The organism is Natrinema sp. 1APR25-10V2 (genome assembly GCF_031626495.1).
Classification (GTDB): domain Archaea; phylum Halobacteriota; class Halobacteria; order Halobacteriales; family Natrialbaceae; genus Natrinema.
On the sequence record NZ_JAMQOJ010000001.1, the window covers coordinates 678,218 to 692,910 of the forward strand.

Annotated in this window: 15 protein-coding genes and 2 pseudogenes; 10 read left to right on the forward strand and 7 right to left on the reverse strand. The window is 52.3% G+C overall.

Features of this window, described 5'->3' with window-relative positions:
- Positions 1–20: 20 nt before the first annotated feature.
- Positions 21–212 carry an ATP-binding protein gene (locus NDO75_RS03555; RefSeq protein WP_310904719.1) on the forward strand — a complete coding sequence of 64 codons (192 nt, stop codon included), beginning with the start codon at positions 21–23 and terminating at the stop codon, positions 210–212.
- A gap of 129 nt (positions 213–341) precedes the next feature.
- On the opposite strand, the gene NDO75_RS03560 is transcribed toward NDO75_RS03555, so the two are convergent.
- Positions 342–818, reverse strand: coding sequence for a response regulator (locus NDO75_RS03560; RefSeq protein ID WP_310904720.1), 477 nt, complete (start codon positions 816–818; stop codon positions 342–344).
- 156 nt (positions 819–974) lie between these two features.
- Positions 975–1,169 (reverse strand): ATP-binding protein, encoded by a 195-nt coding sequence (locus NDO75_RS03565; protein WP_310905172.1) that lies wholly within the window; start codon positions 1,167–1,169, stop codon positions 975–977.
- Positions 1,170–1,308: 139 nt separating this feature from the next.
- Between NDO75_RS03565 and NDO75_RS03570 the strand changes: the two genes are divergently transcribed.
- The 4 genes and pseudogenes from NDO75_RS03570 (at position 1,309) to NDO75_RS03585 (ending at position 4,316) form a co-directional block, all read left to right on the forward strand.
- On the forward strand, positions 1,309–1,686 hold the full coding sequence (locus tag NDO75_RS03570) for a hypothetical protein (protein ID WP_310904721.1): 378 nt from the start codon (positions 1,309–1,311) through the stop codon (positions 1,684–1,686).
- A gap of 142 nt (positions 1,687–1,828) precedes the next feature.
- Positions 1,829–2,173: a hypothetical protein gene (locus tag NDO75_RS03575; protein WP_310904722.1), complete on the forward strand. Its 345-nt coding sequence runs from the start codon at positions 1,829–1,831 to the stop codon at positions 2,171–2,173.
- 751 nt (positions 2,174–2,924) lie between these two features.
- The gene (locus NDO75_RS03580; RefSeq protein WP_310905174.1) at positions 2,925–3,083 is read left to right on the forward strand and encodes a DUF2080 family transposase-associated protein; all 159 of its coding nucleotides are present in this window, start codon (positions 2,925–2,927) and stop codon (positions 3,081–3,083) included.
- A gap of 3 nt (positions 3,084–3,086) precedes the next feature.
- Positions 3,087–4,316 (forward strand): annotated as a pseudogene (locus NDO75_RS03585) (transposase).
- A 142-nt stretch (positions 4,317–4,458) separates the two neighbouring features.
- On the opposite strand, the gene NDO75_RS03590 reads toward NDO75_RS03585, so the two are convergent.
- Entirely contained in the window at positions 4,459–4,737 is a 279-nt protein-coding gene (locus NDO75_RS03590) for a helix-turn-helix transcriptional regulator (protein ID WP_310904723.1), read from the reverse strand.
- A gap of 462 nt (positions 4,738–5,199) precedes the next feature.
- On the opposite strand from NDO75_RS03590, the gene NDO75_RS03595 reads away from it, so the two are divergent.
- Positions 5,200–6,282, forward strand: a complete 1,083-nt coding sequence (locus tag NDO75_RS03595) for a hypothetical protein (protein WP_310904724.1) — start codon at positions 5,200–5,202, stop codon at positions 6,280–6,282.
- 552 nt (positions 6,283–6,834) lie between these two features.
- On the opposite strand, the pseudogene NDO75_RS27710 reads toward NDO75_RS03595, so the two are convergent.
- Positions 6,835–7,025, reverse strand: a pseudogene (locus tag NDO75_RS27710) (cation transporter); the annotation flags it as partial.
- Between the two features lie 395 nt (positions 7,026–7,420).
- Between NDO75_RS27710 and NDO75_RS03600 the strand changes: the two are divergent.
- Complete coding sequence (locus NDO75_RS03600; protein WP_310904725.1) at positions 7,421–7,954, forward strand: hypothetical protein; 534 nt, start codon at positions 7,421–7,423, stop codon at positions 7,952–7,954.
- Between the two features lie 1,581 nt (positions 7,955–9,535).
- A complete protein-coding gene (locus tag NDO75_RS03605; protein WP_310904726.1) occupies positions 9,536–9,844 on the forward strand; it encodes a hypothetical protein in 309 nt (102 codons plus the stop codon).
- An 876-nt stretch (positions 9,845–10,720) separates the two neighbouring features.
- Here NDO75_RS03605 and NDO75_RS03610 read toward each other — a convergent pair.
- Complete coding sequence (locus NDO75_RS03610) at positions 10,721–11,080, reverse strand: hypothetical protein (RefSeq protein WP_310904727.1); 360 nt, start codon at positions 11,078–11,080, stop codon at positions 10,721–10,723.
- Between the two features lie 90 nt (positions 11,081–11,170).
- A complete protein-coding gene (locus tag NDO75_RS03615; protein ID WP_310904728.1) occupies positions 11,171–11,845 on the reverse strand; it encodes a helix-turn-helix domain-containing protein in 675 nt (224 codons plus the stop codon).
- Between the two features lie 345 nt (positions 11,846–12,190).
- On the opposite strand from NDO75_RS03615, the gene NDO75_RS03620 reads away from it, so the two are divergent.
- Both NDO75_RS03620 and NDO75_RS03625 read left to right on the forward strand, forming a co-directional pair.
- On the forward strand, positions 12,191–13,006 hold the full coding sequence (locus NDO75_RS03620) for a helix-turn-helix domain-containing protein (RefSeq protein WP_310904729.1): 816 nt from the start codon (positions 12,191–12,193) through the stop codon (positions 13,004–13,006).
- A 798-nt stretch (positions 13,007–13,804) separates the two neighbouring features.
- On the forward strand, positions 13,805–14,008 hold the full coding sequence (locus tag NDO75_RS03625) for a hypothetical protein (RefSeq protein WP_310904730.1): 204 nt from the start codon (positions 13,805–13,807) through the stop codon (positions 14,006–14,008).
- A 328-nt stretch (positions 14,009–14,336) separates the two neighbouring features.
- Here the strand turns inward: NDO75_RS03625 and NDO75_RS03630 are convergent, their stop codons facing one another.
- The gene (locus NDO75_RS03630) at positions 14,337–14,654 is read right to left on the reverse strand and encodes a hypothetical protein (protein WP_310904731.1); all 318 of its coding nucleotides are present in this window, start codon (positions 14,652–14,654) and stop codon (positions 14,337–14,339) included.
- Positions 14,655–14,693: the final 39 nt, after the last annotated feature.

Here is a 14,693-nt window from a genome sequence, read left to right on the forward strand (position 1 = left end):
AGAGTGACGCCTCTGTACGTGTGCTTGCTCCGCTTACTGAGCAGCGTGACGATGTATTCGATACTGGATACAGTACCTCGCAAGATGGTGCTGGGTTCGGGTTAAGTATCGTGAAGCGAATTACTGAAGCACACGATTGGAATATTTGTGTGACCGAAAGCCCACGGGGCGGTGCACGATTTGAGATTACTAGTGTTAAGTTCATTGATTAACAATTTTGCTTCTATCATATTCATTTGGGTGACTACTTCGATTGGAGGATAACTCTCCTCAGCGGTAAGTACAGGGGAGGCAGTTACCAAAGCAATCGATGCCCGTCTACTCGATGACCGACCAGCTACTCACTGAGTCCGTACGATTGTCTTATCCATACCAGTACGGATAGCAGGCACTTGGAAGCCGTCGAATTCGCCGACCACTTCGAGGAACTCACCGGGATCGACTGGCTTTTCGATGACCGCGTCTTCGTCCGCATCGTGATCGAGATCACGTGATTCGATGAAGTCTTCGTTCATCCCGGACAGAATAACGACGGGAACGTGTTCGAGTTCCGGGTGGTGTTTGATTTCGTGCAGAACTTCTTCACCGTCCACTTGCGGCAACTTCAGGTCTAATAAGACAATATCTGGACGGGGTGCATCTTCATATTCGTCTCGGCGGTGAACGCGGTCGAGCGCCGCTTGGCCGTCAGTGACGGTGTGGAGTCGATTAGTGATGTTCCCTTCGCGGAATGCTTCTACGACGAGGCGTACGTCTCCGGGATTATCCTCCACCAACAATATTTGCGCCTCAGGGGGACGTGAGGGGCCACCGTCCATGCTGGAATCTGCTGACGGACGGACATAAGCGACTCGGCCTCCGTTCATCGTTTTCGCCGCGCTATTGATATTTCAGCGTCGCTACTCGGGATTGCGTCAGGAAGTACGCATGTGTACAGTCGAGGCGAGTGGAGGGGGGAGAGAACGTATAGTGGATCACGCGGCGGGGTGCGTGAACAAGAAGGTCGACCCCTCACCGGGCTCAGACTCGACCCACATCTCACCATCGTGGCGTTCGATTATCCGCTGACAGAGCGCGAGCCCGATTTCCGTCCTTTCATATTCTCCTTCTGGGTGCCACCGCTGGAAAATTTCGAAAATCTGTTCTTGATGAGCTGGTTCAAATCCGATTCCTTGGCGCTGTTAAAAATTTTATTGATTCGATACTTTCCCACTGGAACAGCCGTTGGGTAGGTCTGCGGATATAACGATACAGACTGTTCATACACGGATCTTTTTTGGTTGGTGGATGCCGAGACTGAGGTGATTGATGCCTGATCTAATCGAAGCGTTCCAAGATATCGAAGAAGCACAGGTGCGAGTCGTTGCGACAATTGACTCCCGCAAGTATGAGATCGAATTCATTCGGGATGACCTTATAGAGGCGTATAGCAGGGAAGACTTCGAGGATGCCTATAAGGATCTCATCGCTAATCAGATATCAGCCGACGACTTCCGGCAAACTGTCGGGTTTAGCGACCTCAACTGCCAACTATTCCTCTTCGACGAGACTGCCGCCTTCCTCTTTCCCTCGTCACGATATGATAGTATCTTCATCTCGTTTGACTATGAGTATCCTTTTCCCCTCCGCACCATTGTCAACACTGCCAGCACTATCCCTCACCTATCCGACGAGGATTCTGCTTAGCAATAGAGACATGCATCTCCTGCACTTATCGCTGTTCTCGGGGATTGGGTTCGTGAACATGGTACTCGTATAGATACAGATGCATAGTGCCCATAGTAACAGTCGGAATTCATTTTACCTCGGCAACCATGTGTTCTCGAATATGCCGAAGGTTTCCCCGCGATCAGCCCTTGCACCGCTCGCCTTATTCGGTTTCTCCATAAGTGCGTACTTTCTCGTGCTTGGAGGGGTTGTGCCAGTTCCACAGAAGCCGGATGTCGTGTTGCTCGCTCTTGCAGGTGTAACGACGATTGCCGCTGCGGTCATCCGGGCGAAGATTCCTGCCGTCACAGCAGGCGTGGTGACGCTCGGATTCGCCCTCGGCTTTGCCACCGATCCACTCGTCGTCACCGTCGCCGCGGCACTCACGATCCTTGGTGGTCTCGGCTTTCTCGTTGGGACGGCAAACCATGTCAGGAAGCGTGCTACCACCACGAATTCGACCTGATTTCTGCGATTCATCATGACCACCCGCACCCCCTACAAATCATCATGGAGAGAGCAAACACCATCCCTCATCTCTCCAATGAGACTTCTACCTAACATCGTATCACCCATGTTCTGACGATGTAGGTATCCTTCTCTCACCTTCAAATTGTCTTACTTGATGGCACCGTGATTGCTATTGACTCTGCAAAGGATGACGGTGGAAGGGGGAAGGATTGTGCCTCTAAATGTAGGAGGGGTGGCAGATAGTTGTTTTTAGTGATAGTCATTAGTATTTTCGTTCTCCTTGTTGGCCATTAGCCTTATCTCACCACTATGAGAACTACCACATGGCGAGGGGGAAGGATCAAACGGAGACCCACCTACTGATCCGCTTCGAGACAGTCCTCGCCACCCCGAATCCCCGAGACCGTTCCAATGCAGGTCAATAGCCATATTGTCAATTCGGTCTTGGACCCATTGACACACCATCTGGTGGATGTGAGGACGCCGACCCCTGTCAGCGTTTTCAAAACACAAGTCGACCACTGAAACCGTGGTCAGTTACCTAAATTGAGGTGCTAATGCCCCTTCCTCAGCGAGCGCCGAAGGCGCGAACAGGGAGGGGATACAGCGTCCCCAAAAATCGAATATTTCTGGTGTGCAAACGAGACGCGGAGCGTCTCGTCAACGCCGCACGAGTTTCTTGGACTGTTCTACAGCAGGCCCGCAGGCCCACGCTATCGGTAGATTCACGAGTATCTACGAGGTAGATACATTCAACGGATCGGTACGAGGTCGAAGGGCACGAAGTCCTTGAAGTTGAAGTGAAACCAACAGGCAACGGTGCGCACATCTGCGTCCCGAAAGCGTGGACTGGCGCAACTGTCAAAGTCGTCCGCGTCACCGATCCAAACGACGAAGACGAGTAGACCATGCGCTACAACTACAGGTATCGGCTCAACCCAACCGACGAACTCCACGAACGGGTAGCGTGGACCGTCGATACCTGCCGACAGGTCTACAACCACTTCCTGTACCGACTCAACCGAGAGGACGGCACAACCGCCTACTCCGAGCAGTCGGTCCTTCCCGACCTCAAACACGAGTGGACTGAGTTGAAGCAAGTCCATTCGAAGGTATTGCAGAAGGTCGTACAGCGGCTGTACGACAACCTTTCAACACTGAAGGGCCGGAAGGACAATGGCTACCGCGTCGGCGAACTCAAGTGGAAAGGCCCGCAGGAATACCGCTCGATCAAGTACAGTCAAACCGGCTTCGAACTCAACAACACGAGTGGCCGTACTGTGCTTTCTCTTTCCAAAATCGGCGATATTCCGATGGTCTACCACCGCGACGTTCCCGATGACGCGACGATCAAAGAGGTCGTCGTCAAGCAAGAACCGACCGGCGAGTGGTTTGCCGTCCTTGGAATCGAAACCGAGGACGAAGCACCAGAGAAACCCAAGACACTCAAGGATTGTGTCGGGATCGACGTAGGCATTCTGAAGTACGCTCACGACACCGACGGCACCGCTGTCGAACGTCCCGACTTGTCCGACGAACGCGAACGGTTGGAACGCGAGCAGCACAAACTCTCGCGGAAAGAACACGGATCGGCGAACTACCGCAAGCAACAGCGAGTCGTTGCCAAACGTCACGCCGACCTGCAACGGAAGCGCCAAGACTTCCTTCACAAACTCTCGAACCACTACGCTCGAGAGTACGACCTCGTGGCAGTCGAAGACCTCGACGCGAAGGGGCTGATGGAACTCCCGTTGAACAGCCGCAACCGTGCCGGAGCAGCGTGAGGAGCGTTCCTCCGAATGCTCGAGTACAAGTGCGAACGCGAAGGCACGCACTTCGTGGCCGTCGATCCGGCCGGGACGACCAAAGAGTGCGCGGCCTGCGGTGTCGGGTCAGACAAGCCATTGTGGGTCCGTGAACACTCTTGTCCTTCCTGTGGCTTCACCGCCGACAGGGACTGGAACGCGGCCTACAACATCTTGGTGCGCGGACTAAAGCAAGTAGGGACGGGCTGTCCCGAATCAACGCCTGCGGAGACTGCGCTCCCTACGGGAACCCATTCGGTTCCTGCAAAGCGCGTCGTGGAAACAGGAAGCCCCACCCTCAAGGAGCGAGCGGCGCAAGCCGTGAGCGAGTAGGGTGGGGAGGAAGTCACTACCCTCTCGGACCGCTGGAATAGTAAGAGTGCCGATTCACACGAAAATAAGACGTGCGGGCGCTGTATCCCCTCCCTGCTCGCTTCGCTCGCTGAGGACGGGGGCTTATCGCCTTCAATTATAGCTAATCTAAGTCAACGTATTTATTCTCCCAGTCACGACGAGCCTCGATCTCGCGAGTACCGCGCCTTGTTACCGAGTAAAAATTCGTCCGCCGATCTTCTTGCCCCTTCTCAACCAAGCCCTTGTCTACGAGCGTGTCCAGATTCGGATACAACCGTCCGTGATGGATCTCCTTCTCGTAGTACTTCTCGAGTTCGTCCTTGATCGCGAGACCGTGGGGGTCGTCCTGTCCAGCGATCACATAGAGCAGGTCTCGTTGGAATCCGGTGAGATCGTACATACTCGATATCTTATACGTGACTGGATAAATGTACTCATTAGTCGTCAATCCAGTCAATAGAGAACGAAGCGCACGAGAACGGATTCGCGGAAATGACTGCCGCCTGTAAGGTGGAGATGACAAGGATCGCGATGGTTGCGTCCCAGAACAACCATGGAGGCGAGCAGGCTGGCTCTCCACCGTACAGACGACATCCTGATCTCTCTGCACCCTCGCCTATAAAAATCACTGCCAGAACCAATGTACACCTGCATAGATGCATTCGGCCTTGTTGAAACCCTCATACGGTGAAAGGCTTCAGCAGTTGTGCTAAAGACAGAGTGTGAATGTCGCACAACAATACTTCAAAACCTATCTATCTCCTGCACTTTATCCGTCGTTAGCACCTACTTCCGCTTGTCTCGGAGCCGTGCTGAATACACAGCCCACAGAGGTTTGTATGTCCTACACGGGATTGGGAACGTGGTTCAGGTACCCCTGTGGCTCTGGGTCGGCGGTCTCATTGTCGGCGTCTTTGCGGCACACTGGGGAGCCGAACAGTTCTCAAAGCCGTTGAAGAAACTCCGTCGCCAGTGGGGACTTTCTGCGGTGGCAGGCGGTGCGTTCGTCGGCCTTGCGGCGGCCAGTCCCGAAATCGGTATTACCGTTGTGAGTGCATATCGTGGAGTCTCGGACATCGGTCTCGGTGTGATGCTCGGCGCGAATATCGTGGCAATTCCGATAATGGTGACAACTGCTTATATCGCCTCTCGAACTGAATCGCTTGGAAACAGCAACACTACGGGGAAGTCACAGTCAAACACGGCTGATCGAGACGGGTCTCACGAGTTACCAACGGGCGACCATGCGCGACATCGTCAAGAACACCTTCTGCATGTTGATCGCACGGCAGTCACCGTGTTGGCACTTCCATATCTTGGAATCGTAGCGGTAGCTGCCGTTCTGACGCTTCCAGCCCCATGGCGAGGGCTCCAGCCCCTCGATGCTGGTGTGATGGCGGTTGTCTACCTCGTTTTTCTTGGGCAGGCAGTTATCCGCGGTCGGCAAGAGACCGAATCTGTCGAGTGGAAGAAACGAGAAGTCGCTCTGGCAAGTACCGGACTAGTCGTCTTGGCGGTTGGGACGTACTTGGCGGTCCGAGCAACTGAAAATATCGCCACAGCGTTTGGTATTTCAAATCTCATCAGTGGACTGTTCATTACAGCTCTTATAGCGGCGACACCGGAGATTTTCGCCACGTGGAACGTTGTGCGAAGCGGGCAGGTCACGGCTGGCACGACTAGCGTCCTCGGTGATCACGCTGTGACGATGACTGTCGCGTTTATCCCGCTTGCAATCACCACAGTCCCCATTGAGAACTTCCGACTCTACTGGGTAAATCTGGTTTTCGTGGCCACGATGCCAGTGGCCTATGCGATCCTTCTCCACTTCGGTACTGCTGAACACGGCTTCAAACGGTGGCAGATCGCCATGTTGGACGGGATTTATGTCCTATACATCGCAATTGTCGTAATCTGGGTTCTTAACCTCATCCCAATTCCGTGAACTTTGTTCCTATACTGGTCACGAGAACCAATCTGGGGTCTGCTGCAACGAAGAGAGGTAGTTCTCTACGTCCGTATGCTCATTAGCCATAGGGAGGTTTACCCTCAACGAAATCGACGGTAACTCCTGCGTAGTCAACCGGGGCTTTCCGGATCAACGACTTCACGGCATTCAGGACATTCTGCGAATACTCGTTGCTTGCCGTTCGTCACGAACTCGATGATGGATTGATGTTCTGGGACTCTAGCGTTACAGAACGGGCAGTTTCCGAGCGTCTGGTTTTCGACTGTCATAGGGAACCGGGTGGAGCCATGGAGCGTGTGACAGGGGAATCCACAGCTCCATACGATGTATTTGATCTTTCGAGTGAAAAAGGTGTGCCAGCCTTAGTGAAAGTAGAAAAGCCATATAGAGTTTTGATAAGAGGAATTCGATGAACTTGTTGGGCATGAGATAGGCCCCTACGAGGCCTCGAAAGCCAGATTCTAAGCACTCTCCTTACCTTGCTCGTATATGATGAGAGGGCTATAGTACTCACATACATGTGATAAATATGTGAAAGGCGTCGCTCAGGAGCGCGACTAAACCAAATAGTAGACCGCTAGCGAGTTCAGCGATAAAGCCAAGGAGGTTGATGACCGAGACAGCAGCCGACTTCCGGCTGTTCGTCGATGATCCCCCGGTCCATGGTTATGGTCGTCGTGCGATCCATCATAGGCCGATTCGTGTTCATCTGGCTTCATTTTTGGTGGCCCTATTTCGTTAAAACGGCTGCTATAAATCCTGCATTCTTGGGTGAGGGTTAGCAATATATTGCGTATAAGTTACTAACAGAGAAAGATACTAGCACTACGCCGATACTAAAACTGGGAGGACCTACAGCGATCAGTAAACACATATGCATAGCAAACTCTCACCCTATGTTGCAGGATACCTCCGTCTGATTCCATCGGCCAGTACAGTTGAAAGCGTCATCAGAAGGATAGTAGGTCTATCTGGCAACTGCCAAGAGTCATATCTCCGTGCTGAGGCTGTAGTCGGTACGGGAGATTACGCTTGGACCGTTCTGGCATGGTGTCGCTCGCGTATCGCCATGCTTGCAATACCTTCGAGACACTGGTGACCCAACGACCACCAAATGCGGACAATCGTTGAGGCGCTCGAACCCGACGTTCCCTACCGCGTGAGACAGCGGCTCGGCCCCGTAATTACTCGTCTCGGGCGAACTCTCGGGCAACCCGAGTATCGCCTTCGCGATACCGAATACGTCGGTACTGTTCACCGGCCGCTGGGCGAGTTCACGGAGACGCTTCAGGAACACGATTTCGAGTGGGACCCACTGGCGTGGTATCACCAACCCCCGGTCGGGTCGGAGCCGAACGGGAGCTGGACGTATCGTCGGACGTTGCTCGCCGACAGACAGATCCATGTCATCCTCATCGCTCACTCGTCGACGTATATCGACGTGTTTGCCCACGAGGAGTACAACTGGCTGCGACACCCGATCAAACACCTCTGGCAGGTCGGCATCGACCGGAAAGCTGGCAGTAGCAAAATGCAGCGGTGGATCGAGAGTCACGGCATGGAGATCGATACGAAATCGCGTCGGCGGCGACGAGTCGCACAGGCAGTAATAGGCCTCCAGAAGTGTCTCGTGTCCATCATCCAGTAGCGTCGGTTCAATCCATACCTTCGAAGGAGAATGACGGGCTACACCACGTGTAGTGTTTATCGGGGATGAGGCCATGATAGTTTGGTGCTTGTTGTCGCCGATTTTCCAACGAGATTTGTGCCCTATTTCTTGCACGAAACACCAGCACTATCGTCATTTGATAGAATCCACAGTGGTCCATCCGTACCTGCGCTGATCGGTTGTCTCTCACGGGTAGAAGCGTTATATTACAGCAGACGGAGACGGTAGTAGAATGGGGACCGGTAATCTACCGAGCCGTACCGCGATAATCTGTGTCGACTGTGGAGCGGTATATGCAGGGGAACGCTGACCGGGAAAGGGAATTTCTCGACTCGGGAGAGGATCGGACTGCCGATGTGGCGGAACTAAATTCAGAGAGACCACTCTCTGAAGGGTCCTCCTGAACTCTCGATGTAATTGGAAGGCAGTTACGGAGTTGGCGAGCAGACGGCCGCGGCCAGCCGCGAGCGGCTCGCGTAGCCAGCGGCCGTTGATGACCACGGGACGCGTTTGACGGTCGTACGCGAGGGGACAGACGCAGAATAGCGTCAGTCCCTGCTACAGACACGGGAAGCTCGAACGCGATGTCCCAGATGGATCAGTGCTGGCACAGTCGGTGAGGATCGTGTGCCGGTGCGATACAGGGTGATCTCCCCCGACTGGCCGACTGGATGGACCACATCCGTGTACTGGGGAAGATCATGTTAACCTGTGGCAGTGAGACGAATAGGCGTTGGCCCGACGAATTCAGGCAGCGACGCTGTCAGTGACTTTTTGGGTGACTTCTCTTGGCGGGCGTATTCGTGGCTCTAAATCGAATTTAGCGATAGATCATGTAAGGTGAGTATAGACCATATTGCAGGGGTACGGCTTTCCCGTCTGGCTGGTTATTTGAAAGCCAACACTTCTGTGTATCTGACCGTAAGCACGGGTGTCACTGGATGCGTAATAATTCGCGAAATCGGTTACCGGGAAGTTATGGGCACAGACGCAAGTAGCACAGCGGTAATTATGGATATGAGATGATCCTTGTTCTTCTCATGCTGCTATTCTTGGTGGTTCTGTTTCTCATTATGATTGCGAGTGACGCAGTTGCGACAGCAATACTTGTAGGGGCAGCTCGGAAACAGCATCACCCCTCCTTTGCGGAAAGCCGGTATATCTGAGACTGAGAACGGTGGCGCTCCATTCGCACGTGCAGTGAGAGGGTAGTTCACCGGTTTCGGAATGATGCAAACGAAGTCGCCGTACTGAATTTATCCTCTGTATTCAGCACGATATTTTGTCAATATCTGAAGAGAAGGAACCTCACGCGGATAACTATACTACCTATATCTTGTACACCTCGCTCAATCTATCCAGCAACTGGCAGAAAGCGCGTGCAAGATACAGAGGATGAGTGCAGCACGACGATCTCGTTTGTTTCACGGCCAACCTACTGAACCAGCCGTTCCGGAGATATGCGAACTGAACGGCGGTCGTTCACCCAGTTAATCAAAACTCAGGTACGAGTGAAATTGTCATGGTGTTAAGACGTAGGAGCACACACTTGGCATTGTAATGAACAATACTAACGATCAATTATACGAAGTATTGGCAAACGAGCAACGCCGACAACTGCTATTCGGCTTATTAGACGAGAATCCTCGGGCAGATAGTCCAATCGACCTTGATACACCACCTGACGATGTCATAGCTGAGAGGACGGATAGAATCGAACAGAGGCACGTTCATCTTCCCAAGTTGGATGATTACGGGTTTATTGAATGGATACCAAGCATGAGTTGTGTGGAAAAAGGGCCCCGATTTGACGAAATCAGGCCCACGCTGGAACTTCTGGCGAAACATCACGGGAAGTTCTCAGCGTAACCTCATCGAATTCCGTTCCACGGTAGTGACTCGTTGTCTTTATTCACTGTACTGAGCGATCTCCACTTTCGCAAGCCGGGCCTGATTTCGTGCGACATTCGCGCTCTGTATTCAGCACGGCTCCACCAATATCATCAATAGCTGATTGAAGTGTCAGCATTATATTCGCAGACAAACTGAACGAGGCACATTTTCACTCAGTTAATCAAACAACACCCACCTGTGAAAATGATAGGTATTTAAGATTATGGGGGAGGGAGTGGATTCGAGGGATATGAGATGGCCAACACTGATGATATGTTTGAAGCATTGGTAGACAATCATCGACGACAGTTATTAGTGAAATTGTTATATAGCTCTCAACACATCCCAGAACCGTCTGGCCTTTCTCGGGAGATTGCAGAAGGGGACGAGAACCTCCTTCAGAGACATCTATCCAGTTGTCGAACGATTGCAGAAGCGGATGAGTACTCAATTGGGATGCACCATATCCACCTTCCCAAGTTAGCAGAGTATGGATTCATCGAGTGGAATCAAGATAACAATCTTGTAGTACAGGGCCCCTGTTTTGACGAGATAAGACCTCATCTTGAACTAGTGTCTGAACATCAGGATGTACGCTGTACAAAAAGTCCCGTTCTCACTCATCGTAGGTGAGGGTTGATTGAGACAGAAGACTTTGCGCAGTATTTCACCTGTACTTAGTGATCGGCCATTCACTCACAATGAGGGGTGTGTCGTAGAAGCGAAGTTATTTCACAGAGATCAGAGCCGAATTAGTCGTGCAGTAGATGTGCATACAGACCGTCGTCTACGTGCTGCAGAATACTGAAATCATCAAAGTTCCGGTTATTTAAATGGCGATTCTGACCGATCTCACAGTGCAATTGGTGTTTCAATATCGGGATCAGCATCAATGATGGTTGAGAGCTGGGGCTCTAACTGATCGAACTGGGGAGTCGGTTGCACCAGTTGCTGTTCCTGATCGTAGTTGACGAGCGAGTGATCCGCCAACTTCGGGAGATGCACGTGGTGCAACGTCAGCCGAATCTGTTTCGCTTCTTCTTCGGGAACCTCTGCAAGAGGTGTGTGATGATTGTGTTTGAGGATCGTCTTCGTGAGATCGGTTACCGTTAACGACCGCTTCTCATGCGAGAGTGTTGCGAGGATGATACGACGGTGCTGCTCTTGACACAGTCGGAGAACCGTGTCGAACTCAGTAATTGACCCAACCACGAAAGAAGGAAACGCCTCTCTACGTAAGAGGAGAAGTGCTGTATAGTACTAACCCCAGTGGTGAAGTCCAGACAGTCCGTCACTGAAGAATTATTCCTCATCCTCGTCCTCATCTGGATGGCTGATGGTTAACGTACTGGTAATGAGATTGTTGTGTGCAGCGCGAAATCGGTTCGAGAGTGTTTGTTGGGCAATCCCCATTTGATCCGCCAGTTCACGCATTGTCACTGTTCGAGGGGCCTCGTAATAGCCTGCTTCGAGCGCAGTGACCAGCGTCTCGCGTTGCTTCGGTGTGAGGTCGTACTGAGCACTCGCCATCGTCTGTTCCTGTTCTTTGATCGATTTGAGTTCGTACGAAATATCGTTCTTATCACAGTACTCTTGAAATTCTGAGAGGGAGTCCTGACTGTCGAATCGCATCCGTAATTCCCAGTTCTCGGCTTTTCCGATTGCTTGTATGAGCGTCGCCCCGAGTTCGACATATGCATAGATGATGGTCTCAACGTTTTTCGTCCACTCGCCACGGTACAATTTCGCCCCTTCTACTTCGTCGATACCGGTCGCGTTCGTCACGGATTCGTCGTCCTGAAACGCCTCTTCGAACTCCGCGTGATTACCACCACTCACCCAGAAATACGGCATGATCCGATCTTCCATCGTCGCCACTACTTGTTCGATCTCGACGACCATCTCTGGGGCCGCTGTGAGTGCGTGGTGCAACGCAAGATCATCCGATTTGACGGAGAACTCGGCAATAATGCTCATATTGCCAGTTGGCGGTCAAGCACGATAAGTCATAATCGAAATATCGTGTACCTGTGCTCCAACATGGAGTATTCAACCTATCATCTCTACTCCTCATCACAGTGTTCGGAGAAATGTCTAAACTATACACAGTAGGAAATGACGAGTCCCGTCGTGGTTGGGCTAGTAACAGGACTCGCCAGTCTTTCGTTTGTGGGCGCGTCGTAAATAGATTGTGTGAGGAAATGAGTAACAGAGAATGGCAATACCTACTGTATCTTGTAACTTTCCCATGAGACAGGAACCCAACCCCTTTTTCATCTGCAGACCGTATGTGGTCTGTTAGACTATGTACGTGGTTGGGCCATGATCGGGAACGAACCGATACAAGAAGCGATTGATCTATTGCAAGAACTTGGGCTGCAGGAGTACGAAGCTCGCTGTTTCGTGGCATTAAATCAACTCTCGACTGCCACAGCAAAGGAGATCCACGAGATCTCCGAGGTACCGCGGACGAGAGTGTACGACGCGGTGAGGGTGCTGGAGTCAAAGGGATTGGTCGAAGTGCGACATTCAAATCCGCAGGTCTATCGCGCTGTGAGCATTGATGAGGCGACACAGACCCTTGCGAAGCAGTATACTGATCGCATTGAGTCTCTCAAGGGTCATCTTCAAAACACGGATGCTCAGGAAACGGAGGGCGAGGACCACGTCCAAGAGGTTTGGTCGCTGTCGGGCCATGAGGCAATTGAGTCGCGAACGCACGAACTCATTGATGAAGCCGAGACCGAGATTGTGTTCGTCGTCGTCGACGATGCTCTCCTGTCGGAACAGATGTTTGAGGGGCTACACATGGCAGTTGATCGCGATCTCTCGCTCATGCTTGGCGGGAAAACGGATACGATCACGGCACAACTTGGGACGGAACTTCCCACAGTTAGCGTGTTCGAAACTGGTCTTGACTGGCTCACTGGGAAGGTGAGTGACGATGAAGTCGCGATCAGTCGCCTCCTGCTCGTCGACCGTGAGACGCTCCTGATTGGGACTTACTATCCCAATGCCGACAATGAGAAGGTGAAAGAGCAGGCCGTCTTTGCGAAAGGCCTCGAAAACGGGATTGTCGTGTTGCTCCGGCGACTGATAACGATGGGATTGTCCGCCCAAAACGATTCAGAATACTGACCAGAAACAGGCATTTCAAGTCGGGTTTTCTGTAGTATTTGCAGAAGGGTTGGGCGCTTAGAGCTATCAATCCACTTGTACTGGCTGGTACGTACCTCCCCTATATCTCGTACGCTCCTTCTGACAGCTATTCGGTAGTTCGCTGCGTCTCTGCAAGAGACAGGGCGCGAATGTGGCCCGAGGCTCTGGTCAATTTGCGAAGGTGGTGTTCGCTAAGTACAGAGGATATAGATACCGTACACTCGGCTTCCTCTTTGTTCTACATATCTACGTCTTCGAGAACGGACCCATCGTTGCTGAGAATACGGAGATCACCATCGTCACATGTACAAGTTTCATCTCGTCCACTCCCAATTGGCCGTATTTCGCCGTCAGGCCCGAGACGCACTGCATGGGCAGTCCCACAGTTTTCACAGACTGCTGCTGCCCGCTGTCTCTCACCTTCCTTCGTCATATCTGGTCCTGTGTGAGGATCTGAGTTAACTATTGCTCATAGGGGAAGAGAGATAGTTTCTCGTTGATCAGTTCGCATGCCTACTTGGCAGTTGATACTCCGCAGTTAGGGTGGAATCAACTGGACTCATACTCTCTATTTAACATGACCCCGTCGACATCTTCGGTAGAAGGTGGAAGCAGCGGTCTCAGTTTACATCTGTGTTGAACGCAGTTACACGACGCGTTATCAGTGACTTTCTACGAGAACTCCGCGACTAGTAAGGGAATCTTCTCAGGAAGAACTGCGCACAGAACGAATATTTCATACAACAAACATTTGAATTTTACCACATTAGTGATGGTATGGACGAATTCGACGAAATCGTATTCCACGTACCAGATAAAGGCGAAGCGGAAGCACTGCTCGTTGACGCCCAACACTCTTGCGTCTCCTACGCACATCGGGTGAAGATTAATCGTGCAATCCTCGCGGTCGCGGTAGATCACCCGGAGATGATCCGTGGGGAGACTACAAGACACGTTCTCGATGATGCTTTCACGATCTAATGTATGCTGGATGTACTCAATGGAGATCCATATGAGTAGATTGGGGGTGTCATATACTATCCTGTATGCACTAGACTTATTGCCTTCTTATTGTATTAGTTTGGATAGGACGGGTGTAAATTTGTCAGCTTATACTCCGCGTGGATAATAACTAGGGTGGGTTGACGCACCTGTAGCGCCCACTTCTCGCGGCGAGCAAATTCTCGAGCCTCGAGCAGTGAACCGCGAAGCATTTGAATCAGGGAGCAACTCCGTTACGATCGTGGTTTAGCTTTCTCGAGTCCGAGACGACGTCGAAACCAGTGAGCTCCCGTTCTGAGCCGAGCGCTCAGTCTGCGTTCGCGAGCCACGACTCGAGTCGGTCGACGACGGCCTCAGCGATGGCCTCGCCGATCCGGTCGGGCGAGTCGGAGAGGTCCCAGACGTAGTCGCCGCGCCGGGTGATGGTCACCCAGTCGACGTAGTCACGGCGATCGAGTTCGAGCAGGAGGTCCTCGAAGACGGAGTCGTCGAGGCGACAGCCCAGCGCGTCCTCGATAGCGTCGGTCAGCTGGGCCGTCGTCGCGACGATGTCGCCCTCGAGAGTCGTGTCGGCGGTCGCGGGGCCAGTCGTCGGTGTCGACGGTGATGGCGGCCGATCGGTCATGGTCGGACACTGGTTGTGGGCGTGGTAGTAATAGGTCTG

What these genes read in the sequence shown, in the direction of transcription:
- NDO75_RS03560 (WP_310904720.1), bottom strand. Translation starts at nt 818, where the DNA reads ATGGACGGTGGCCCCTCACGTCCCCCTGAGGCGCAAATATTGTTGGTG.
- NDO75_RS03570 (WP_310904721.1), top strand. Translation starts at nt 1,309, where the DNA reads ATGCCTGATCTAATCGAAGCGTTCCAAGATATCGAAGAAGCACAGGTG.
- NDO75_RS03575 (WP_310904722.1), top strand. Translation starts at nt 1,829, where the DNA reads ATGCCGAAGGTTTCCCCGCGATCAGCCCTTGCACCGCTCGCCTTATTC.
- NDO75_RS03590 (WP_310904723.1), bottom strand. Translation starts at nt 4,737, where the DNA reads ATGTACGATCTCACCGGATTCCAACGAGACCTGCTCTATGTGATCGCT.
- NDO75_RS03600 (WP_310904725.1), top strand. Translation starts at nt 7,421, where the DNA reads ATGCGGACAATCGTTGAGGCGCTCGAACCCGACGTTCCCTACCGCGTG.
- NDO75_RS03605 (WP_310904726.1), top strand. Translation starts at nt 9,536, where the DNA reads ATGAACAATACTAACGATCAATTATACGAAGTATTGGCAAACGAGCAA.
- NDO75_RS03615 (WP_310904728.1), bottom strand. Translation starts at nt 11,845, where the DNA reads ATGAGCATTATTGCCGAGTTCTCCGTCAAATCGGATGATCTTGCGTTG.
- NDO75_RS03620 (WP_310904729.1), top strand. Translation starts at nt 12,191, where the DNA reads ATGATCGGGAACGAACCGATACAAGAAGCGATTGATCTATTGCAAGAA.
- NDO75_RS03625 (WP_310904730.1), top strand. Translation starts at nt 13,805, where the DNA reads ATGGACGAATTCGACGAAATCGTATTCCACGTACCAGATAAAGGCGAA.
- NDO75_RS03630 (WP_310904731.1), bottom strand. Translation starts at nt 14,654, where the DNA reads ATGACCGATCGGCCGCCATCACCGTCGACACCGACGACTGGCCCCGCG.